Origin of the sequence: Rhodomicrobium sp. Az07 (assembly GCF_018619475.1) — a bacterium.
Lineage (GTDB): Bacteria > Pseudomonadota > Alphaproteobacteria > Rhizobiales > Rhodomicrobiaceae > Rhodomicrobium.
The window spans coordinates 121,042-141,284 of sequence record NZ_JAHFZG010000006.1 but is presented as its reverse complement, the minus strand read 5'-3'; the positions used below and the strand labels follow the sequence as shown (position 1 = coordinate 141,284).

Sequence of the window (20,243 nt, the reverse complement as noted above, 5' to 3'; positions counted from 1 at the left end):
CGAAACCGCGTATTCCGGCGATGGCCCGCGGCAAGCGGGCCATCGCATATCGTTTAGCGGATGATGTCGAAGCTGATGTCGGTCTTGCCGGCCACGTTCGAGTGAGCGTCCATTTCGCTGAACACCTTGTCGAGGATCCAGACGAGAACGTTCAGCGCGCCTTGATAACCCCACACCGGGTAACGGTGCAGATGGTGGCGATCGAAGATCGGGAAGCCGATGCGGATCAGCGGCGTGCCGGTGTCGCGCTCAAGATACTTGCCGTAGGTGTTTCCGATGAGGAAATCGACCGGGCGCGTGAAGAGCAGCGAACGCAGGTGCCAGAGATCCTTGCCCGCGTACACTTCGCAATCCTTGCCGTAAGGCGAGGAAGCGAGCAGCTCGCGAACCTTCTTTTCCCACGTCTTGCCGCCATTGGTGGACAGGATCGTGGTCGGCTCGGCGCCGAGTTCGAGAAGGAACGCCGCGAGGCCGAGGCAGAGGTCCGGGTCGCCGTAGATCGCGAACTTCTTGCCGTGGATGTGGTTGTGCGAGTCGGCGATCGCGTCGACGAGGCGGCCGCGCTCCTTCTTCAGCGCGTCCGGGATCGGCTTGCCGGTAAGGCGCGAAACTTCCATCAGGAACTTGTCGGTGCCAGCCACGCCGATCGGATGATTGAGCGCAACCGTTTCCTGGCCCCACGTCTTGATATAGTCGAGCGTCTTCTCCGTGGAGTACTGCTGCATGGAGATCGTGGCCTTGGCGTTTACCGCGTTGGCAACGTCTTCAAGCTTCGTGCCGCCGTCATACATGCGGTACTCGCCGTCGGCGGGCGTATCCCACACATCGGAGTTGTCGCCGATGATGGTATATTCGGCGCCGATCAGGTCGAAGATGCGCTTCACTTCGCGCAGGTTGCCGACAGTGTAGCCGTCGAAGCCGCCGAAGAAGTTGATCGAGTTGTTCGGGGTGCGCTCAAGCTTCGGCGCGAGACCGGCCTTGCCGCCCCAGAAATATTCGACCACGCCCTTCATGGTGTTGTCGTAGCCGGTGATGTGGCTGCCGACGAACGCGGGCGTATGAGCGAACGTCACATCGTAGTCCTGCGGGATCGAACCCTTTTCGCGGGACGTCTTGATGAAGGCGTTCAGGTCGTCGCCGATCACTTCCGCCATGCAGGTGGTGGAAACGGCGATCATCTTCGGCTTGTACATGTTATAGGCGTTGGCGAGGCCGTCCACCATGTTGGTGAGACCGCCGAACACCGCCGCGTCTTCCGTCATCGACGAGGAAACCGCAGAAGTCGGCTCCTTGAAGTGACGCGAGAAGTGAGAGCGATAATACGCCACGCAGCCCTGCGAACCGTGGACGAAGGGCAGCGTGCCTTCGAAACCGACCGCCGCGAACACCGCGCCGAGAGGCTGGCAGGCCTTCGCCGGGTTGATCGTCAGAGCTTCGCGAGCGAAGTTCTTTTCCTGGTATTCGACTGTCTTCGTCCATTCGGCAACGCGGATCACTTCCTCGTCGGGAGTGCTGTTCTCGAAATTGTCGCGCTTGTTCTTGAACATTTCCCGGTATTCCGGTCCGCGGAATAGTTGGAAATGGTCAACGACGTTTTCTGCATTCTGAACCATTGTGTGACCTTCTAGTCTCTCAGGGCGCGGGCGTGCCGCTCTCGTTCGCGGTCTCCGCCCTCAGCGAGGGCGGACCGCTTTCGCGTGTGTGACGTTCCCGGCTTAGAACGGCGCCTTTGTCATTTTCCAGATCGGCGAGTTGATCGCCATGTCCATGTCGCGGGCGAAGATCGCGAAGCCGTCGTAACCGTGATACGGGCCCGAATAGTCCCACGAGTGCATCTGACGGAAGGGAATGCCCATCTTCTGGAAGACATACTTTTCCTTGATGCCCGAGCCGACGAGGTCCGGCTTGATCGCTTCGACGAACTTCTCAAGCTCGTAGGCGGTGACGTCGTCATAAACGAGCGTGCCGTCCTTGATGTAGTGCGTTGTGCGCTGGTAGTCGTCGTTGTGCGCGAACTCGTAGCCCGTGCCGACCACTTCCATGCCGAGATCTTCGTAGGCGCCGATCACGTGGCGAGGACGAAGGCCGCCGACGTACAGCATCACCTTCTTGCCTTCGAGGCGCGGGCGATACTTCGCGACAACCGCATCCATGAGCGGCTGGTACTTCGCGATGACCTTCTCGGCGTTTTCCTTGATCTTGTCGTCGAACTGAGCGGCGATCTTGCGCAGCGACTCAAGGATCTTCGTCGGACCAAAGAAGTTGTACTCAACCCACGGCACCCCGTACTTCTCTTCCATGTGGCGCGCCACATAGTTCATCGAACGGTAGCAGTGCAGCACGTTCAGCTTGGCGCGGGGCGTGGCTTCAAGCTCGGCGATGGTGCCGTCGCCCGACCACTGCGCAACGACGCGCAGACCCATTTCCTCAAGCAGAATGCGCGAGGCCCAGGCGTCGCCGCCGATGTTGTAGTCGGCGAGGATGGCGATGTCGTATTCCGTCGCTTCAAAGCGCGCGGGCTTGCCTTCCGCCTTGTCGAAGACCCAGTCGCGAACCGCGTCGTTGGCGATATGGTGACCGAGCGACTGCGACACGCCGCGAAACCCTTCGCAGCGGACAGGAACGATCGGCTTGCCGCCATATTCCTTAGACTTCTTCTTCGAGACGGCTTCGATATCGTCGCCAATCAGACCGATCGGACATTCGGACTGCACCGAAAGGCCCTTGTTGAGCGGGAAAAGCTCCTGGACTTCGTCCATCAGCTTGGCGAGCTTCTTGTCGCCGCCGAAGACGATGTCGTTTTCCTGAAAGTCCGAGGTAAACTGCATCGTGCCGAAGCTGTCGATGCCCGTCGTGCCGACATAATAGTTGCGGCGCGAACCCCAGGAATACTGACCGCAGCCCACCGGGCCGTGGCTGATGTGAACCATGTCCTTGATCGGACCCCAGACCACGCCCTTCGAGCCTGCGTAAGCGCAGCCGCGGATTGTCATGACGCCGGGGATCGACTTGATGTTGGACTTGACGCCGCAGTCGGGTTTGCCGTCCTGGTAAACACCAAGATGCTTTGCACGACGCTTTGCTGTCTTGTCCGGATAAACCTTCAGCACTTCTTCAACAAGTGCCTTGTTCTTGGCCTTCAGATCTTCTGTTTCTGCGAGTCCCAGGCTCATGCCGCTAGCCTTTCAAACTGGGTTTTGCGCTCCCGCCGTCAGCCCTTTGGCAAGGGCTGACGGGGACGCTTAGCGAATGGGCCTTGCGGCCCGAGGGTTACGCCGCGAGTTCGGCGGCAGACTTGCCGATGATCGACTCGTCCACCTGTTCCAGGATGCCGTGTTCCATGAGCAGGTCTTCAAGTTCGTCCATGGTGATCGGCGTCGGGATTGCACCATTGCCCGCGTTCGCGTGGACCTTGGTGGCGAGGTTGCGATAGTGCGCGGCCTGACCCGAGTCCGGCGCATACTCGATCACGGTCATGCGGCGCAGTTCGGCGTGCTGCACGATATTGTCGCGCGGCACGAAGTAGATGAGCTTGGTGCCGAGCTTCGCCGCGAGGGATTCCGCAAGCTCGTATTCCTTGTCGGTCTTGCGCTCGTTGCAGACGAGGCCGCCCAACCGAACGCCGCCGGCATTGGCGTATTTGAGAATGCCCTTCGAGATGTTGTTGGCCGCGTACATGGCCATCATCTCGCCCGACATGACGATGTAAATTTCCTGCGCCTTGTTTTCGCGAATCGGCATCGCGAAGCCGCCGCATACCACGTCGCCGAGCACGTCGTAGGAGACGTAGTCGACGTCTTCGTAAGCGCCGTTCTCTTCAAGGAAGTTGATGGCGGTGATAACGCCACGACCGGCGCAACCAACTCCCGGCTCCGGACCGCCCGACTCGGTGCACTTGATGCCGAGATAGCCGATCTTCATCACGTCTTCGAGTTCGAGATCCTCGACGGAGCCGTGTTCAGCCGCAAGGCTCAGGATGGTGTCCTGCGCCTTTGCGTGAAGGATAAGGCGGGTCGAGTCAGCTTTCGGATCGCAACCGACGATGAGGATCTTGTTCCCCATCTCGGCGAGCGCCGCGAGCGTGTTCTGGGAGGTAGTCGATTTACCGATACCGCCCTTTCCGTAGAATGCGATTTGGCGCAATGCCATTGCAAGTCTCCTTCGTAGTCCGTACGTGTCGCAAACGGCCAGTCGGCCGGAAGCGTATTCATCGCCAGTGATCGAAACGCCCAACGAGCGCCGTCGCCAACAGCTCAGGTGCGGGGCTTTTGCTCCTCGAAAGGGCGGAGCATCTGGCAGTTCCTCGCCCGCAGCCCATTAACAGCAAGCGCCGTGCCAATCCCGAAAGAACCGTTCTAAACAGGACTTAACGGAAGAATGTCGCAAAGGCGGCTCGGCGAACGTGTTTCAAAGCCGACACGCACACCCTGCGTGTATGAAAACGGACAGGCCATGAACATGAACGGGCGCGGAAATTGCAGGGCCGGGTTACGGTTATCGCCCATGGAGCCACCCATAAGGAGGAGACACGATGCGCGTCGGCGTCGACACATCGCGAACGGATAACAGGCGCGTCTTCGTCGTATCGGGCGACGAGGTCACGAGCGCGATCCTGACTTTCATGCTGGCCGACGGGAACGAGACGCACGAATTGCGCGACATCGAGGCTGCCTTCGAGAAGGGTGCGGAGTGGAAGCCCGATCTTCTTCTCGTCGATGCCGCCCTTGTGAAGACGCAGGGGCTGTCTGTTCTTCAGGACATCGCCAATCGGCTGCCCGGAGCGAAAATCGCTATCGTGGTCGAGGAAACAGATAGCGGAGACGCCAAAGCCTGGATCGGAACGGGCGCGCACGGGATCATCGTCAAGCCTTTGACCATCGAGGCCGTCCGGCGCCAGACCGACATCATGCTCGGCCGGATCAGCGCGAAACCCAAGGTCCAGCTCTTTCCCCGGGTGCCGAGGACGGGCGCCGGTGTGTGAAGTCTGACACGCGCTGTCGTGCTTGCGACATGTCCCCATGGCAAGTGACATAAGTCATTGAAAAGTGACCTATGCTCCTGCCAAATTGATTTGGTATGAAGGTTGCTTATCCTCACGCCACACATGACGGGCCCGACTATGACGTATTTGAACAAGATTGGCGGCGCTCAAGCCGTCGACCGAATCATCGAAGAGTTTTTCAAGCGGATGGAAGCGTTGCCAGAGGCGCGCTCGGTTCGCGACCTGCACCAGGAAGACCTCGCGAAGACCAAGGGCGTGATGAAACGCTACTTCAGCGAATGGCTCAACCGGCCCGCGGGGATCTCAACGCCGCATGGGCAAACCGGCCTGGCATCGCGCCACGCCACCATGCCCATTGGCGCGAGCGAGCGCGACGCCTGGATGCAGTGCATGCGGGAAGCCTTGCGCGCGGTGGTGACGGACGAAAAAGTCCGCTCGGAACTGGAAGACCGGCTTTATCAACTCGCGGATCAACTCCGCAACGACGAGGAAAAATATCAATGACGGATATCTCGAACACGGGGTTCGCGAAGCTTGAGGCCGAGGGGCGTTTGATGAACCCGATTCTGAAGGCGCCGACTCACAAGGCTGGCCGCTTCGGTTTTCGCGGCGACATCGCGCTGAAGTTCGCGCCGAAGCTCGCCGACGAGGCGCGTCCGCCGGAATTGAAGATCGATCAGGTGATGGCTGCCTCGCAGGAAGGCGAAACGACCATCTCGTTCTTCACCACCTACCTGCACTCGTTCGAATATCTGAAGGACGTCGCCGAAGCTCTGGGCGATGCGCTGACGCCCTCGGGCAAGTACTTCCTTTACTGCAACAATATCGATCTCTCGAAGAAGTTCCGCGCGACCCATAACGGCATCACGTACTACATCCTGCCGATCGACGAAGCGGGCGTGTACGCAGAGATCCTCGACCTTCTCTATCTCGACAAGCAGACGCTGAAGAAGAAGGACACGGCCGGCAAGCTCGATGCGATTGCCGACGCCGCCGCCGCCTTCGACGAAAGCTACCCGGAGATCACTTACGAAGAAGGTCTCGGCATCATGCTGCCGGTCCGCAACAAGTACGAGCATCGTCCGGTCTAACGAGCGGCACAAAGGTGCGCCGGAGAGCATGGCCGCAATGGCCGCGCCTCCGGTTCCCTGCCAAGGGGTCCATCATGACCATAATGCCGCGTCCCCCCCATTCGCCTCGCAGCTTCCGCTCCGCCTTCGCGGTGATCCTCGGTACGAACGAGATCGCCTCGGCCATTGCCGTCGATCTTCATCGCGCGGGCTGGAGCGCCGTCCTCTCCCACGATCCGCACCCGCCCGTGATACGGCGGCAGATGGCTTTTCACGACGCCTTGTTCGGCGATTGCGCCGAACTTGAAGGCGTCAAGGCCAGATATGCTGAAACGACGCTTGCGACCGCGACGCTGCTCGGCAGCGGCGATTGCGTTGCCGTCACGCGGCTCGGCCTGCTCGACCTCATTCCGATGGCCACCGTGCATCTTCTTGTCGACGCGCGCATGCAGGATCGGGCCATCGTTCCGGATATTCGCCATCTCGCAAGCATAACCGTCGGCGTCGGTCCCGGCTTCAGCGTCGGCGAAAACTGCGATATCGCCATCGAGACGCAGCCGACGAAAAACGGCATCACGCTTTTCGCGGGCCGTACCGCCGCGCCAGCCTCGAAGGAGCGCCGTCTTGGCGCGGTGGGGTCGGAGCGGTTCGCCATCGCCAAATCGCCGGGCCGATGGCATTGCGCCGTCGAGATCGGCACGCGTGTGTTCAGGAATTTTCCGGTTGGCCTCCTCAATCGCGAGGCTGTTACGGCACCGATCGACGGAATCGTGCGCGGCATCGTCCGCGACGGTACGGAGGTGTTTGCCGGGACGAAAATCCTGGAAATCGATCCGCGCGGCCGTTCCGCCTCATGGGAAGGCGTCGACAAGGGCGGCCGGGACATCGCGCAGGCGATCATCACGGCGCTGACCTATGGCCAGCCGCGCCCCGCGAAGGTCGCTGCGGCGAAGCGGTTCTCCGCGCGGCAATCGGGTTGATTTCAATGGCGCATATCTTTTTCTGGGAGAAGCCCGGTTGCGCGGGCAACGCGAGGCAGAAGGCGCTGCTCAAGGCGAGCGGCCATACGCTCGACGTGAAGAGCGTCCTCGCCGAGGATTGGGACGCCACGCGGCTCCGCAGCTTTTTCGGCGCGCGCCCCGTGGCGGAGTGGTTCAACATGTCCTCGCCGCGCGTCAAGTCCGGCGAGATCGTGCCCGCGGCGCTCGAACCCGAGGAAGCCATCGCGCTCATGCTCGGCGATCCCCTTCTGATCCGGCGCCCGCTGATGGAAGTGGATGGCCGTCGCGAAGCAGGCTTCGACACGGAGCGGGTGCGCGCCTGGATCGGGCTCGCCGATACTGCGGCGCCCGTCACCGACGCCTGCGTGCAGGAAACGGCGCGCGCGGCAGGAAAGCCCGAACCCGACTGCTCGCCGCCTGCTTGATGGGCCGCGCAGCGTCGTTCAGGCGCGGCGTCAGGGCAGCGGCATGCAATAAAAAGCGCCGCTCGTGCGGCGCTTGGAACGGTCGTCCGTTAAAGAAAAGCGGTCAGCCCGCATTCGCGGCAGACGCCGCGCGCTCCATGCGCTTCCGTTCGTTCGGATCGAGATAGCGCTTGCGCAGGCGGATCGACTTCGGCGTCACCTCGACGAGTTCGTCGTCCTGAATGTAGGCCAGCGCCTTTTCGAGCGGCATCTTGATCGGAGGCGTAAGGCGCACCGCCTCGTCCTTGCCCGCCGCGCGGATGTTGGTGAGCTGCTTGCCCTTGATCACGTTCACTTCGAGGTCGTTTTCGCGGGTGTGCTCGCCGACGATCATGCCGGGATAAACCTTCATCTGCGGATCGATCATCATCGGTCCGCGATCTTCGAGGTTCCACAGCGCATAGGCGACAGCCTCGCCCGTGCTGTTCGAGATCAGCACGCCCGCACGGCGCCCCTGAATTTCGCCCTTGTACGGCGAATAATTGTGGAACAGCCGGTTCATGATGGCCGTCCCGCGCGTGTCGGTGAGAAGCTCGCCCTGATAGCCGATGAGGCCGCGCGTCGGCACATAGAAGATGAGCCGCTGTCGCCCGCCGCCCGAAGGCCGCATGTCGATGAGTTCGCCGCGCCGCTCGGAGAGCTTCGACACGACCGCGCCCGAATGCTCCTCGTCCACGTCGATGATGACTTCCTCGACCGGTTCGAGGCGCTGGCCGGTGGCCGGGTCGATGTCGAACACGACACGCGGGCGCGACACGGTCAGCTCAAAGCCTTCGCGGCGCATGGTCTCGATGAGAATGCCGAGCTGGAGTTCGCCGCGGCCGGAAACCTCGAACGCGTCGGCGTCCGGCGTCTCGCCGATGCGCAGCGCGACGTTGCCTTCCGCCTCGCGAAGCAGGCGCTCGCGGATCACGCGGCTCTGGACCTTGTCGCCTTCCTGACCGGCGAACGGCCCGTCATTGATGCGGAAGGTCATGGTCAGCGTCGGCGGATCGATTGGCTGCGCTTCGAGCGCCTCGGTCACCGACATGTCGCAGATGGTGTCGGCGACGGTTGCCTTGGTCAGGCCCGAGATGGCGATGATGTCGCCCGCCGTGCCCTCGTCGATGGGGGTGCGCTCAAGACCGCGAAAGCCGAGCACCTTCGAGATGCGGCCCTGTTCGATCACCTTGCCGTCGCGGGACAGCGCCTTGATCGCCATGTTCGGCTTCACGATGCCGTTCGACACGCGCCCCGTGAGGATGCGGCCAAGGAACGGATCGGCTTCGATGGTGGTAGCCAGCATGCGGAACGGGCCGCCCTCGGCTTTCGGCGGGTTGAAATGCTTCAGCACTAGATCGAACAGCGGGGCCATGTTTTCGCGCGGGCCATGCGGGTCGAGCGCCATCCAGCCCTGTTTCGCGGAGCCGTAGAGGATCGGGAAATCGAGCTGTTCCTCCGTCGCGTCGAGGTTCGCGAACAGGTCGAACACCTCGTTCACCACTTCGACATGGCGCTCTTCCGGCTTGTCGATCTTGTTGATCGCAACGATGGGGCGAAGGCCGATCTTCAGCGCCTTCGACACGACGAATTTTGTCTGCGGCATCGGGCCTTCGGCCGCGTCAACCAGCACGATGGCGCCATCCACCATGTTCAGGATGCGCTCCACCTCGCCGCCGAAATCGGCGTGGCCGGGCGTATCCACGATGTTGATGCGCGCATCCTTCCAGTGAATGGATGTCACCTTCGCAAGGATCGTGATGCCGCGCTCGCGTTCGAGGTCGTTCGAATCCATCGCGCGTTCGGCGACGCGCTGGTTGTCGCGAAACGAACCGGATTGCTTCAGAAGTACGTCGATAAGCGTCGTCTTGCCATGGTCAACGTGGGCAATAATGGCGATGTTGCGCAAGTCCATGCCGAGCCGCGCCTTTCTTTCCGTCGTGTTGCAATGCGAGATTTGGGGCTAGATGTGCGGCAAAGGCGCGCCCGCGTCAATGAGAATGCTCGCGAACGGGATGTGTTTCATCCGGCTTGCAAGCCTGCTTCTTTTCGGCCGCCCTCGAAAATCTGCGCCTTATCGGGATCATGGCGAGGCTCAGGACTGCAAGTCCGATGAGCGCGCCGAGTATTTCGGGCGTCATGATGGCGCTGAACGAAATCGTTTCGCCGCTATCGAGGATCGAGCCGAGGCCCGCGCCGGACATCGAATAAACCGCGGTGCCCGGCATGATGCCGAAAAAAGTCGTCAGCACGAAAGTGGCGAGGCGCACGCCCGCGAAGGCGGGCACGATGTTCACGAGGAAGAACGGGAACACAGGCACGAGCCGCAGCACGAGCAGATAGGACCATGCGTTCGCGCGGATTTCGTACACAAGCTTCTGCCCCGTGGCGCCGAAGCGGTCGATGAGCGTGTCGCCCGCCAGCGCGCGCGCCAGGAGAAAAACGAGTGCCGCGCCCGTCGTCGCCCCGATCACGGTCAGGATCGTGCCCGCAACCGCGCCGAACAGGAACCCGCCGGTGAGCGTGAGCAGCACGGCGGACGGCAGCGACATCGCCACCACGAAAATATAAAGCGCGACATAGGCGGCGGCGGACAGCGCGTAATGCTGCGCGACGAAGGCGAGGATTTCCTGCCGGTGCGCCTTCAGATGCGTGAAGGTGAGAAAACTCGGCCAGCCGATGACATGCACCGTCAGCGCAAGGCCGATTGCGATGAGAGCGAGCCAGAACAGCGGATCTTTCAGGCGGGCGCGCATCAGCCAGCGGCCCGCATCGAGCCGCATGAGCCGCCGCCAAGCACGCAGAACGTCGCGCACCAGGGATGCACGAGCGGCACCGCGCCGGCCGCTGCATCGAGCGTCGCGCCCAGTTCGAAGCGCTCGTCATACGGCAGCAGCGTACAAGCCACGACTGCGGGCCGCGCGGCGCCCTTGCGCTTCACCACCATGCGCGCGTTCGAACACATCGCGTCGTCGGGTGTCTTGCGAAGGATGCCCCAGCAAGCTTCGGTGATTTCGGGCGGCGAGACATCGGGGCGCATCTCGGGCAAGAGCACGAGCGCTTGGCGGTCGTCGCAATCCAGTAAGATGCCGCGCGTCGCGAACAGCGCCGCGAAGCCGCTTCGGATCGCGTGTTCGCTATCGCTTTGAAGGGAGCGCGCGGCGATCTCGATGCGAACGCCCGCGCGCCACAGCCATTCCAGCCCGTCGAGCGCAAGGGCGAAAGCCCCGCCGCCGCGCTCGCGGTCGTGCGTGCCCTCGCGAAAATCGTCGAGCGAGACGCGGATGCGAAGGCGCGCGCCATGGGCCGCCGCGAGGCGCGCGATGTCCGCCTTGCTGTGCTCCAGCGGTTTCAGCGCGTTGGTGAGCGTCAGCGTTTCGAAGCCGCGCGCGAGCGTCTCCTCAAGGATGGCGACGAAGTCCGCATTCATGAAGGGCTCGCCGCCCGTAAAGCCGACGAGCGAGACCGGACGCGGCAGGCGCGCCATCTCGTCGAGGAAGGGCAGGGCGTCGGCAAGGGTCAGCCATGCGAGCCGGTCGTTCTTCGGCGAGCTTTCGATATAGCAATGCTCGCAGGCGATGTTGCATAGCGTGCCGGTGTTGAACCACACCGTATCGAGGCGCGTCAGCGACACCGATGCGCGCCGCTCGCCGTTCGCGGTCCAGACAGGGTCGGCGAACTTTTCCGCCGCGCTCGATTGGCGGCTGTTCGATGCGGGTGCGGCCTGATGCATTGGGGCTCCGTATGCTTCACATGCGGATAAGGGATGCGGCGGCGTCTCGCCAAGCGGTTCTCACGCCGACTTGACCATTTCCGCCATCGGAGCAAGTTTTTTGAACCCGGCGACGAAGCCCCGGTCGATGCGATCCTTCAGGTGCCAGACCCAGCGCCCCTCGAAGCTGAGGCCCCCGCGCGCGCCTACCGCGTAATGTTCGCCCGCGGTGATGAGCTGAAGGTAATGTTTCTGCGGGATGAAAGGCTTGAGCGGCGCCCGCTCGGCGGCCAAACGAAGGTTTTCGGCCAGCACGACGCTTTGGCGCACGGCATAGATGCCCGCCTTCGGCACGGTTCGCCCGATGAACGACGCCACGTCGCCCGCCGCGAAAACATCCGCATGCGACGTGCTTTCCATGGTGGGCTGAACCTCGATGAACCCGCGTTCGTCGAGCGCGAGGTCGGTGTCGCCAAGCCACGGCGCGGCGGAGGCTTCGACCGTCCAGAACAGTTCGTCATAGGGCACGACCGTACCGCAATCGGTGATGACCGCGCCCGCCGCAACCCGGCGCGCGTTCTTTCCGGTGACGACCTCGATGCCGCGCGCGACGAGGATTTTCTCGAAGCGCGCGGCGAGCCCGCGTGAAAACATGTCGAGGATCGCCGCCTTGCGCGTCAGCAGCGTAAAGGTGACGGCGGCGGGGTCAAGCCCCTCGCGCTTCAGATCGGCGCGCAGGACGCGCTCCATGGTGCAGATGAGTTCCACGCCGCTCGCGCCGCCGCCCACGATCACGAATTTCGTCGCGCCCCGTTGTTGCAGGAGCCGCGCCCGCGCCGCCTCGAAGCCCGCGAGGAATTTGTCGACCGGCTTGATTGCGACGGCGTGCGCGTTCGCGCCCGGCACGTCGTGCGTGTTCGGCGTCGAGCCGGTGTCGATGGACAGGATGTCGAACCGGATGGGATCGCGCCCCTCGCAGAACACGCGGCGCGCGTCGAGGTCGATGCCGGACACCTCGCCCAAGACAAGCTTCGCGCCCGCGAACCGGCAGAGCGCGGCAATTTCGATATGGATGTCGTCGCTCGAATAGATCCCCGCCATCAAGCCGGGCAGCATCGCGGCATAAGGGGTACGCGGCTGACGGGTGACGACGGTGAGACGGGCGTGGTCATGCACGCTCTTGCACATCGCGCGCAAGGCGTTGGCGTGCGCGAGGCCCGCTCCGATCAGCACGATTTCCTTCGTCGGCGCCACGCGCTCACCCTGCCTTCTTTTGCTCGCGCCGAGCATAAAGCGAGTGCGTTGCCACGCGTCAAGATAATGAACGCGGATCGCCGCGCGGCGGGCGGCGCTTTGCCGCGCCTATTCGCGCGGGCGCACGACGACGCGGACGTGTGTCAGGATCGCCTCGCGGACCGGATCGGGCTGGTTATGAACCGCCTCCGTCATCGCCCGAAGAAGCGCGCGCGCGCCGTGAAGCTGATCGACGAGCGACAGCACCATGGTCATTTCCTCGTCGCCGAGGTCCATGTCGTAGCTGAGGTCGCACAGGAAATGCGTGCGCGCCACGTCGATCTCGTCGAACAGGAAGCCCTGCGGGCCGCGTCTCGGCTTCACCCACCCCGCGGCGATCCACCGTTGGAGAACCTTTTCGTCGAGCCTGAAGCGGGCGACGATCTCGGTTTCGCCGATCATCATTTTTAGCCTCCCTGCCTCGGATTATAGGGGTGGTCGCGCTCCCATGCCGTCACGAACTCTTCGAGCGCGGCGTCCGGCTCGGGCGGCAGCATCACCTGAAGCTCCACGAGATGATCTCCCTTCGCCCCGCCCTGCACGCCCTTGCCGCGCAGTCGCAGCACGCGCCCGGTGTTCGAGTTCTTCGGGATCTTGACGTTGACCGTGCCGGTGACGGTTTCGACCGGGACGGACCCGCCCGCCAGCGCTTCGCCGAGCGTGACCGGCAACACGGACCTGATGTCCAGCCCCTCGCGCCGGAAAACGGGATGCGGCAAGACGCTGACGGTGATGAGCGCGTCGCCGGCGGGGCCGCCGCCGATGCCGGGCATGCCCTGCCCCTTCAGGCGCAACGTCTGGCCGTCTTCCACGCCTGCGGGGATAGAGATGTCGAGCGTCTTGCCGTCGGGCATGTCGACGCGCTTTTTCGCGCCGTTGACCGCTTCGAGGAAGTCGACCGGAAGCGCGTAATGGGCGTCGCCGCCGCGCATGCGGAACTGCGCGCCGCCCGTCCCCGCGCCCGTACCGGTGCCCGCGCCGCGGCGGCGGAGGATGTCGCCGAACAGGTCGCTGAAATCGCCCGAACCGCCGAAGCCCTCGAACCCGCCCTCGGGGCTCGTGTAATAGCGCTCGCTTCCGCTCGCATCCGCGTAGTCGCGGTAATAGCGCCGCTGCGGTTTTTCCTGGCCGTGTTCGTCGATTTCGCCTGCATCGAAAGCGCGCCGCTTTTCCTTGTCGCTGAGGAATGCGTGCGCGGCGGAAATGTCCTTGAAGCGGGCTTCCGCGTCCTTGTCGCCCGGGTTCAGATCGGGATGATTTTTCTTCGCGAGGGACTTGTATGCCTTGCGGATCTCGTCTTCGGTCGCCGTCTTGGCGACGCCGAGAATTGTATAAGGGTCAGCCATGATCGCTGTGGGATGTCCTAAAACTCGCCATTCATTTAGCCGTAACATGCGCCAAGACAAGACTTCGTTTCCATGGCCGCGAAGGTTCTTGTTCTCGCACCGCTGTAAAGCGACACTCGATTAACGATGCCGTGCGCGTGCTTTTGCGAAACTGTGCAATTCGAGGTAAATTGCGCGGATCAACCATCCGGCCGCTTCCCTGCATGCCCGCACCGCCCGTCTATCGTCGCGTTATCAGCGCGCTGGCCCTCCTGGCCGGTCTCGCGCCTGCAATCTGCGCTGCCCCGGCGGCTGCGGACCGGCTTTCCGATGCCTGCACCAAATGGCCGCAAAACAGGCTCATCATCGGCCACGACCTGCAATCGCGCCGCTTCCTTCTCGAACCATTCGGCGACCCTGCGAAGGTGATGCCATTTTTCCCGTCGTCCGCCGGGCGCAGCACCTATCAGAAATCGTTTGCTCTCTATCTCGACGTTTCGGATCGCATCGGGCTTTTCACAAGCCGCGCGCCGCGCACCTGCATTCTCGCGCGTGACGGCGCCCAGCAAGCGCCCATGAAGGTGCCCGTCTTCTTCGTGGGGCGGCAGGGTGCTTCGCGAGAAGACCTGAAAGAGGACGCGGAGATGGTGGCCTTCGCGCCATCGAAGCTGCTCGACTTCAACGCGAGTTTCGCCGATGTGAGCTTCCGCCTGAAGCGCGGCGGCTCGCGTTTCGACGAAATCCGGCCTTTCTTCCTGTGCGGCGTTCCTGCGCTCCTCATCTGCCAGGGGTCTTGCCCGCCCGACTCGGTGACGCTCGGCGCATCGCTCGTGAACGACCTCGTCAAGTCGAAGCAGACCGCGGCGGTGCGCCCGGAGGAGCCGCGAACCGTCAAACCGGAAAAGCCGCTGAAAGAACTGCCGCTGAAGACGCCTTCCGCGCCTGAGAAGTCGGCCGATCCAAAGCCTGCCGAACCGCTCAAGCCCGAGGTGAAGGACAAGCCCGCGCCTTCGCTGCCGCCTGCGCCAACGGAGCAGCCCCGTCGCGTATTGCCTCCCGCGCTCTCCCGGCCTACGCCCCTCGCCCCTCCGCCGACGCCGTCGCTGATTACACCGCCGACTACTGGAGCCGCGCCGCGACAGCAAGCGCCCGCGCCGAAGGCCGACACCGTGCGCCCGACGCCTCCGCCGTCCTCGCCCCAAATTCCATCGTCGCCGGAGGCGTCCCCCGAGGCCGCTTCGCCCGCCGACGCCAAACCCGCTGACGCGAAGCCCGCGCCCGAACCCGTCGCACCGCCGGATGCGGGCAAGCCCGCGCCTCAGGACACTCCCGCGCCTTCAACCGACAGCGAAAAAGCCGCGCCGAAAACACAGACCGAGGCACCTGAGGAAGGCGCTCCTTCCGGCCAGACGATCCCCGAGCCGCCGCCGCTGCCTCAACCGTCTCCTAATGGGGAGGACGAAGACCGCGCCGCCGCGCCGCCACCACCGCAAGCCGCCCCGCAGGCTCCTGCCGCTCCCGCTTCGGAGAAGGGGGCGACCTCAACCACGCGCCGCCTCACGCTGGTGTTCCGGCGCCGGTCGGGCGAGCCGTTCCCCGCTGAGGACGTGCTTCGCGCAGAGGGCAGCATCAGCATCGACGGCAAAATCCTGACGCCCACGCCTGTCGGTCTCGTGGCCGACCTGCTTGAAGCCTCCTTCAAGCGCGCGCAGGACGCCGCGTATCTGGAAATGCAGATGCCGCATTTCCGTATCGGTGAGGTGAAGACCGAGGGACAGCGCGTGGTCGTGACGGTCGAGCCGCTTTTCGTGCGCGCCGCCGACCTCGCCATCAAAATCGCGGGCGCGCAGGGCGAGCCGGTTCGCGGCTGCGACCTCGCGCTCGACGTGTCCATGAACCGGCGCATCGGCGAGGGCTGGCCGAAATTCCAGCCGCAGGAGCGCCCGCGCGGCTTGCCCTTCACCGTCAGTGACGGCAGCGCCTATCGCCTGCGCCTGCCTCCTTCCATCGACGCGGGCGAGCTTCTCATCAGCACGGCCGAAGCAGGGGCCGCCGCCATTATCCTCAACGGGCCGAACGCACCCCTGTGCGAACTTGAAGCGAGGCCCCTCGTGACCGCGCAGGAACTCCGCAGCGGCACGATCGTGCGGTCGTTGCAGCGGGCGGGTTCAACACTGATCACGGTGCTCTCGGCCGATTCGAAACTTGCGGGATCGATCGGCGCTTCGGCCGTGGAAGCCACGTGGTCGACTATTTTCGATCTGGTGCGCGAGGTATCCTCGGCGCGCTATGAAAGGAAAGTATTGGCGCGCGCTCAGGCGGGCGTGAACCTCGACACGAAAAAGGTCGAGGTCGCCGATGGCGCGACGCCGCTCGCCGACCGAGCCGCGCGGAATGACTTCCTGCGCGAATTGATCGCCGCCTCGCATGTCAGCCCCACGCCCGAGGCGATCTTCGAACCGGGTTCTCTGGAGCGCTACTACCTCGATACCGCCCTCGACGTCATCCGCGCGCAAGCCGGCATCGTCACCCGGTCCGGCGTGAAGCAGGAAACGCTGCTCGTCGTCACCGGCGACGTGAAGAACGAAAAGGGCAGCTATTTCTGCCAGGAGCCGGTAAGTCGCGACGCGGATCCGTTCGGCAGCCCGAAATGGCTGCGCCTCGCGCGGCGCACATTCGCGCTGGAAATCTGGAGCGAAGAAGCCGCGCGCAGCATGCTCCATGTTTCGCGCATCAGGCCCGCACCGAGCGCCCCGGAAGGCGTCTATGTGTGCCGCATGCCCGGATCGCGTACGGACAAGATCGCGCTTTATGGCGTATTGCCGTCCACGCTTCAGGACGACGCGAAACGCGCGCGGGCTTTCGCCTATCTCACGGAGCAGGCGAAAGCGTTCCTGCGTCCGTGACGGCGGCGCTTCATAACCCTGCGAGGAAGGCCCGAGCCGCGGCGGGCGCACGCTCCTTCGCGCCGTTGATGAAGTACACGAACACGTCGCGGCCGCTCGCGGCCCAGCCCTCGGCTCTTTGGTCATGAGCCTGAAACGCGCGAAGCTTCTCCCGGTTTCTCGCGTTCCGTCCGCTCAAGGTCGCCGCGCAACCACCCGACGAAAAGCCCGAGCCACTCCTTCGTGGCGAGGTCCATTCGCCGCAGCCCCTCCGAACCGCGCCCGAACGGCTGCCGCAAATCGCCTGCACCGCTCGTCATGAAGCCGACGGGCCAAGGCACCACGCGGAAACCGTGCGCCTCGAACAGCGCCGCTGCGCGCCGCATGTGGAACGCCGAAGTCACCAGGATCCAGCGCTGATCGGGCTTCGGCTGAAGCATCGCCGCGCTCAGTTTCGCGTTTTCCAGCGTGTTGCGCGAGCGGTCTTCCAGCCTGAGACGCGGCGGCACGATGCCGAAGCCGCCGAAGAAGCGCCGCGCGGCGTCGGCTTCGTTCGGCGCGTCGCCGAATTGCAGGATCTGGCCGCTTCCGCCCGAGAAAATGACGGGCAGATCGGGGTGGCGCAAAGCGAGCCGCGCCGTTTCCGTCACGCGCTCGATGGATGCCCCCATCGGGATCCCGCCATCCTCGGTCGGAATCGCGGCCGAAACGCCGCCGCCGAGCACGATGATGCCCGCCGCTCCCGCCACATCGCGTTCCGTGCCCGCCTTCGAGGTGTGTTCCAGCGGATGGAGAAGCCGGTTCGCGAGCGGCGAGAACGCGGCGACGACATAAAGAGCCGTTGCGGCGACGATCAACCGAAGCGCGGCGGCGCGTCGGTGCAGGACGAGCAGCACAACGCCGAGCACGAGAAGGATCGCGATGAAGTTGGAGGGCTGGAGCACCGCCCACGCAAATTTCGAAAGATAAAACATTGAGATTCGCAGCTCTCAATCTGACGACGGAACAAGTCGATAGAGGAGAATGCTACGCTTTTGGGAAGTTCCGGCAATCTCGCTCGACCGTCTCATTATCCAGCATGATGGCGCGATCGAAAGCGCAGTCTTTCGTTGTCCTCAACGGGGCGGATGCGTGCCACGCGCCGCAGATCTTGAGAACGGCAGTCTGCTGATTGGAAGAGGCGCGGAACTCCCAAGCGGGGAGTGCGCGCGCCGTTTCCCTTATCTTCGTCTGTCTATCGTAATGGCAAGGCCGCTCAAGTCCAAGTTAGCCAGCAACCCGACCTGCCTGCCGTTGAGTTCCAGCACCGCGCCTTTCTGGTTGGTCAACACGATCGCGCGTGCGCCACGACCGACCGCAAGCCCCGCGCCCGCTGCGCCATAGACGCCCTCGACATCCCGCGGCGAACGGATGTTTCTCACCCTTCCATGCAGCACGGTCTTCGAACCGCCGAAAACGAGGCCGTAATCCAGCCCTCCGGTTGAGAGCGCATAGCGCCTGCCCTGAAAGGTGAGTGAGCCGCTGCCACCGGAGCCACCGATGATCCAGCCGGCCTTGTAGATTGTAAGCGTTACCGCTCCGCTGTCTGCGTAGCTCGTTGAGGCCGTGCCGACGAAGGCGGCAAGCGCAATCACCACGGCGCGAGCGGCCGATAAAAATCTCATGTCCAATTTCCCTGTATTCTTGAGAGGCTGTCTGCTTACCTGAAATCTTTGGCTAGAATACGACACAATATGTTCACATTGGAGCCGCGCCCACGGAAGTGTGGCGGCGGCATGCAACTTGTGCGCGCCACATAAACGACCTCTTCTGATAGGATTTACGCCGTGATAACACTTCGCCGTAGACAATGAAGTTCTATTTTTCTGTCATTCGTAAGTACTGTTATTAGGTGTTTTGCGTGTAGGACGGGACTTCTGCGCCTTGATGGCTGAATTGTGCGCTATAGCGTCATGCCGTAAATCAAAATCGGCGCTCCGCAGTAAACGTGGAAACGCTCCTAATACGCCACGACGATGCGCGTGTAATCGCTGTCGCTGACGAGGCCGAAAAGTTCGCGCGCGTCCTCCGGGTGGAGACGGACGCAGCCATGCGAGGCGGGGCGTCCGAGGTTTCGGATGTCGTAGGAGCCGTGGATCGCGTATCCGCCGTGGAAGAAGATCGAATAGGGCATCGGCGAATTGTTGTACTTGCTAGACCGATGGAAGACGGCAAGACGCTGCGGGCGATAGACGCCGTTCGGCGTGTTGTAGCCGCCGCGCGCGGTCGAGACGGGCCATGAGTAGTAATGTTCGCCGTCGACATAGACATACATCATCTGACGCGACTTGCTGATGCGGACTTCCACATCGGCCAGCGCAGCAGAAAAGGATACGCCGCAAGCAACGATGCTCGCAACGGCAACGGAAACCTTGCCCATAGAGAAATGCCCCACAACCGGATAAGTGCCGACGAAACAGCATAAGCTGCTTCGCCTTGGATTGAAGCAGAGAGGCCTGCCTCGCCTTGCTTCAAAGCGCTTCGATGCATGTCCAGCCGGAACGCGCATCTTGCCTTAATGCCAGAGTTTACGCTTCGGTTGTTAAAGGAAGTTTGACGCCGAAAGTTCCCGCGCCGCGTAGGGTGATCATCACGATTTCCGGCGGCACGAGGAAACGCACCGGCAGCCCGGAGAGGCCGAGGCCGCTTGACACCACCATGTGGCGGCCGTCCCGCTCGATATGGCCGTAGGCGAAATCCGCGTTGGCGCCGCTGTATTGCCGTGGCAGGCCGGGGCGACCGATGAACGGGATGTAGACCTGTCCGCCGTGCGTGTGTCCGGCGAGCGTCAGCGCGACGCGCTTCGGCGTTACGTGAAAAATGTCCGGCTCATGCGTCAACAGGATGAGCGGATCGTCGCCCGTCACGGCATCGAGCGCGGTTTCGAGGTCGCGGATACCGCATGTCGGCGAGACCATCTGATCGATGACCCCGGCCAGCCAGAACCGCGAGCCGCGATGCGATAGCCTCACCGCGCGATTTTCGAGAACGCCGATCCCCGCCCTTTCGAAGGCCCGCCGGATCGCAGGCGCCTCGCCGGAGAGCCAGTCGTGGTTTCCGAGCACGGCATGCACGCCAAGCGGGGCGGAAAGCTCCGCAAGCGCCGCAACCCATTCCCTGACCGGAACCGGCCGCGACACGAAGCGCGGGCGCAGCGCGTTTACATAATCGCCGAGCAGCACGATCATATCCGGCTTCAGCGCGGTAAGCCGGGCGGCTATGTCGCCGACGCGCCGAGCGGGCATCCACGGCTCGACGGCATGGATATCCGTCATCACACCGATGCGCAGCGGCGGCGCCGAAGTGGGCCAGGCCGCGTGCTCGACATCCCAGCCGGTTACGGCAAGCCGATAACGCGGCTCCATGGCGAACGCGTTCGTCGCACCGATGAGGCCCGAGCCGACAGTCGCGGCGCCAAGGGTGAGAAAGCTGCGGCGTGTGATCATGCGGCGATGATACAGCCGCTCTTTTAC

Annotated in this window: 19 protein-coding genes; 6 read left to right on the top strand and 13 right to left on the bottom strand. The window is 63.3% G+C overall.

Annotated features, from left to right (window positions below; all coding sequences use genetic code 11):
• Positions 1 to 53: 53 nt before the first annotated feature.
• The 3 genes from nifK to nifH all read right to left on the bottom strand — a co-directional run bounded on the left by nifK (position 54) and on the right by nifH (position 4,149).
• The gene (nifK, locus tag KKP04_RS06540; RefSeq protein ID WP_215028212.1) at positions 54 to 1,613 is read right to left on the bottom strand and encodes a nitrogenase molybdenum-iron protein subunit beta; all 1,560 of its coding nucleotides are present in this window, start codon (positions 1,611 to 1,613) and stop codon (positions 54 to 56) included.
• A gap of 102 nt (positions 1,614 to 1,715) precedes the next feature.
• A complete protein-coding gene (gene nifD / locus KKP04_RS06535; protein ID WP_215028210.1) occupies positions 1,716 to 3,173 on the bottom strand; it encodes a nitrogenase molybdenum-iron protein alpha chain in 1,458 nt (485 codons plus the stop codon).
• Between the two features lie 97 nt (positions 3,174 to 3,270).
• Positions 3,271 to 4,149, bottom strand: coding sequence for a nitrogenase iron protein (nifH, locus tag KKP04_RS06530; protein WP_215028208.1), 879 nt, complete (start codon positions 4,147 to 4,149; stop codon positions 3,271 to 3,273).
• Positions 4,150 to 4,531: 382 nt separating this feature from the next.
• Here nifH and KKP04_RS06525 point away from each other — a divergent pair, with 382 nt between their 5' ends.
• The 5 genes from KKP04_RS06525 (at position 4,532) to KKP04_RS06505 (ending at position 7,498) form a co-directional block, all read left to right on the top strand.
• Positions 4,532 to 4,981, top strand: coding sequence for a response regulator (locus tag KKP04_RS06525; RefSeq protein ID WP_215028206.1), 450 nt, complete (start codon positions 4,532 to 4,534; stop codon positions 4,979 to 4,981).
• A 138-nt stretch (positions 4,982 to 5,119) separates the two neighbouring features.
• Positions 5,120 to 5,506: a group II truncated hemoglobin gene (locus KKP04_RS06520; protein ID WP_215028204.1), complete on the top strand. Its 387-nt coding sequence runs from the start codon at positions 5,120 to 5,122 to the stop codon at positions 5,504 to 5,506.
• A complete protein-coding gene (locus tag KKP04_RS06515) occupies positions 5,503 to 6,093 on the top strand; it encodes a hypothetical protein (RefSeq protein ID WP_215028203.1) in 591 nt (196 codons plus the stop codon). Before KKP04_RS06520 ends, KKP04_RS06515 begins: the two co-directional genes overlap by 4 nt.
• A gap of 74 nt (positions 6,094 to 6,167) precedes the next feature.
• A complete protein-coding gene (locus tag KKP04_RS06510; protein ID WP_251133940.1) occupies positions 6,168 to 7,052 on the top strand; it encodes a xanthine dehydrogenase in 885 nt (294 codons plus the stop codon).
• Positions 7,053 to 7,057: 5 nt separating this feature from the next.
• The gene (locus KKP04_RS06505; protein WP_215028201.1) at positions 7,058 to 7,498 is read left to right on the top strand and encodes an ArsC/Spx/MgsR family protein; all 441 of its coding nucleotides are present in this window, start codon (positions 7,058 to 7,060) and stop codon (positions 7,496 to 7,498) included.
• A gap of 103 nt (positions 7,499 to 7,601) precedes the next feature.
• Here KKP04_RS06505 and typA read toward each other — a convergent pair whose 3' ends face one another.
• The 6 genes from typA to KKP04_RS06475 all read right to left on the bottom strand — a co-directional run bounded on the left by typA (position 7,602) and on the right by KKP04_RS06475 (position 13,867).
• Positions 7,602 to 9,431 (bottom strand): translational GTPase TypA, encoded by a 1,830-nt coding sequence (gene typA, locus KKP04_RS06500; RefSeq protein WP_215028199.1) that lies wholly within the window; start codon positions 9,429 to 9,431, stop codon positions 7,602 to 7,604.
• Between the two features lie 76 nt (positions 9,432 to 9,507).
• Complete coding sequence (locus KKP04_RS06495) at positions 9,508 to 10,299, bottom strand: TVP38/TMEM64 family protein (protein ID WP_251133939.1); 792 nt, start codon at positions 10,297 to 10,299, stop codon at positions 9,508 to 9,510.
• Positions 10,272 to 11,249 (bottom strand): radical SAM protein, encoded by a 978-nt coding sequence (locus tag KKP04_RS06490; RefSeq protein WP_215028197.1) that lies wholly within the window; start codon positions 11,247 to 11,249, stop codon positions 10,272 to 10,274. Before KKP04_RS06490 ends, KKP04_RS06495 begins: the two co-directional genes overlap by 28 nt.
• A gap of 60 nt (positions 11,250 to 11,309) precedes the next feature.
• On the bottom strand, positions 11,310 to 12,482 hold the full coding sequence (locus KKP04_RS06485; RefSeq protein ID WP_215028194.1) for an FAD-dependent oxidoreductase: 1,173 nt from the start codon (positions 12,480 to 12,482) through the stop codon (positions 11,310 to 11,312).
• Between the two features lie 108 nt (positions 12,483 to 12,590).
• Positions 12,591 to 12,926 (bottom strand): hypothetical protein, encoded by a 336-nt coding sequence (locus KKP04_RS06480; protein ID WP_215028192.1) that lies wholly within the window; start codon positions 12,924 to 12,926, stop codon positions 12,591 to 12,593.
• Between the two features lie 2 nt (positions 12,927 to 12,928).
• Positions 12,929 to 13,867: a DnaJ C-terminal domain-containing protein gene (locus KKP04_RS06475; RefSeq protein WP_215028190.1), complete on the bottom strand. Its 939-nt coding sequence runs from the start codon at positions 13,865 to 13,867 to the stop codon at positions 12,929 to 12,931.
• Positions 13,868 to 14,070: 203 nt separating this feature from the next.
• On the opposite strand from KKP04_RS06475, the gene KKP04_RS06470 reads away from it, so the two are divergent.
• Complete coding sequence (locus KKP04_RS06470) at positions 14,071 to 16,752, top strand: hypothetical protein (protein ID WP_215028183.1); 2,682 nt, start codon at positions 14,071 to 14,073, stop codon at positions 16,750 to 16,752.
• Between the two features lie 122 nt (positions 16,753 to 16,874).
• Here KKP04_RS06470 and KKP04_RS06460 read toward each other — a convergent pair whose 3' ends face one another.
• From KKP04_RS06460 to KKP04_RS06445, 4 genes are all read right to left on the bottom strand, one after another.
• Positions 16,875 to 17,705: a YdcF family protein gene (locus tag KKP04_RS06460; protein ID WP_215028180.1), complete on the bottom strand. Its 831-nt coding sequence runs from the start codon at positions 17,703 to 17,705 to the stop codon at positions 16,875 to 16,877.
• A gap of 246 nt (positions 17,706 to 17,951) precedes the next feature.
• Positions 17,952 to 18,395, bottom strand: a complete 444-nt coding sequence (locus tag KKP04_RS06455; RefSeq protein WP_215028178.1) for a hypothetical protein — start codon at positions 18,393 to 18,395, stop codon at positions 17,952 to 17,954.
• Between the two features lie 335 nt (positions 18,396 to 18,730).
• Positions 18,731 to 19,150 (bottom strand): L,D-transpeptidase, encoded by a 420-nt coding sequence (locus KKP04_RS06450; RefSeq protein WP_215028176.1) that lies wholly within the window; start codon positions 19,148 to 19,150, stop codon positions 18,731 to 18,733.
• Positions 19,151 to 19,298: 148 nt separating this feature from the next.
• Entirely contained in the window at positions 19,299 to 20,216 is a 918-nt protein-coding gene (locus tag KKP04_RS06445; RefSeq protein WP_215028174.1) for a metallophosphoesterase, read from the bottom strand.
• Positions 20,217 to 20,243 lie beyond the last annotated feature (27 nt).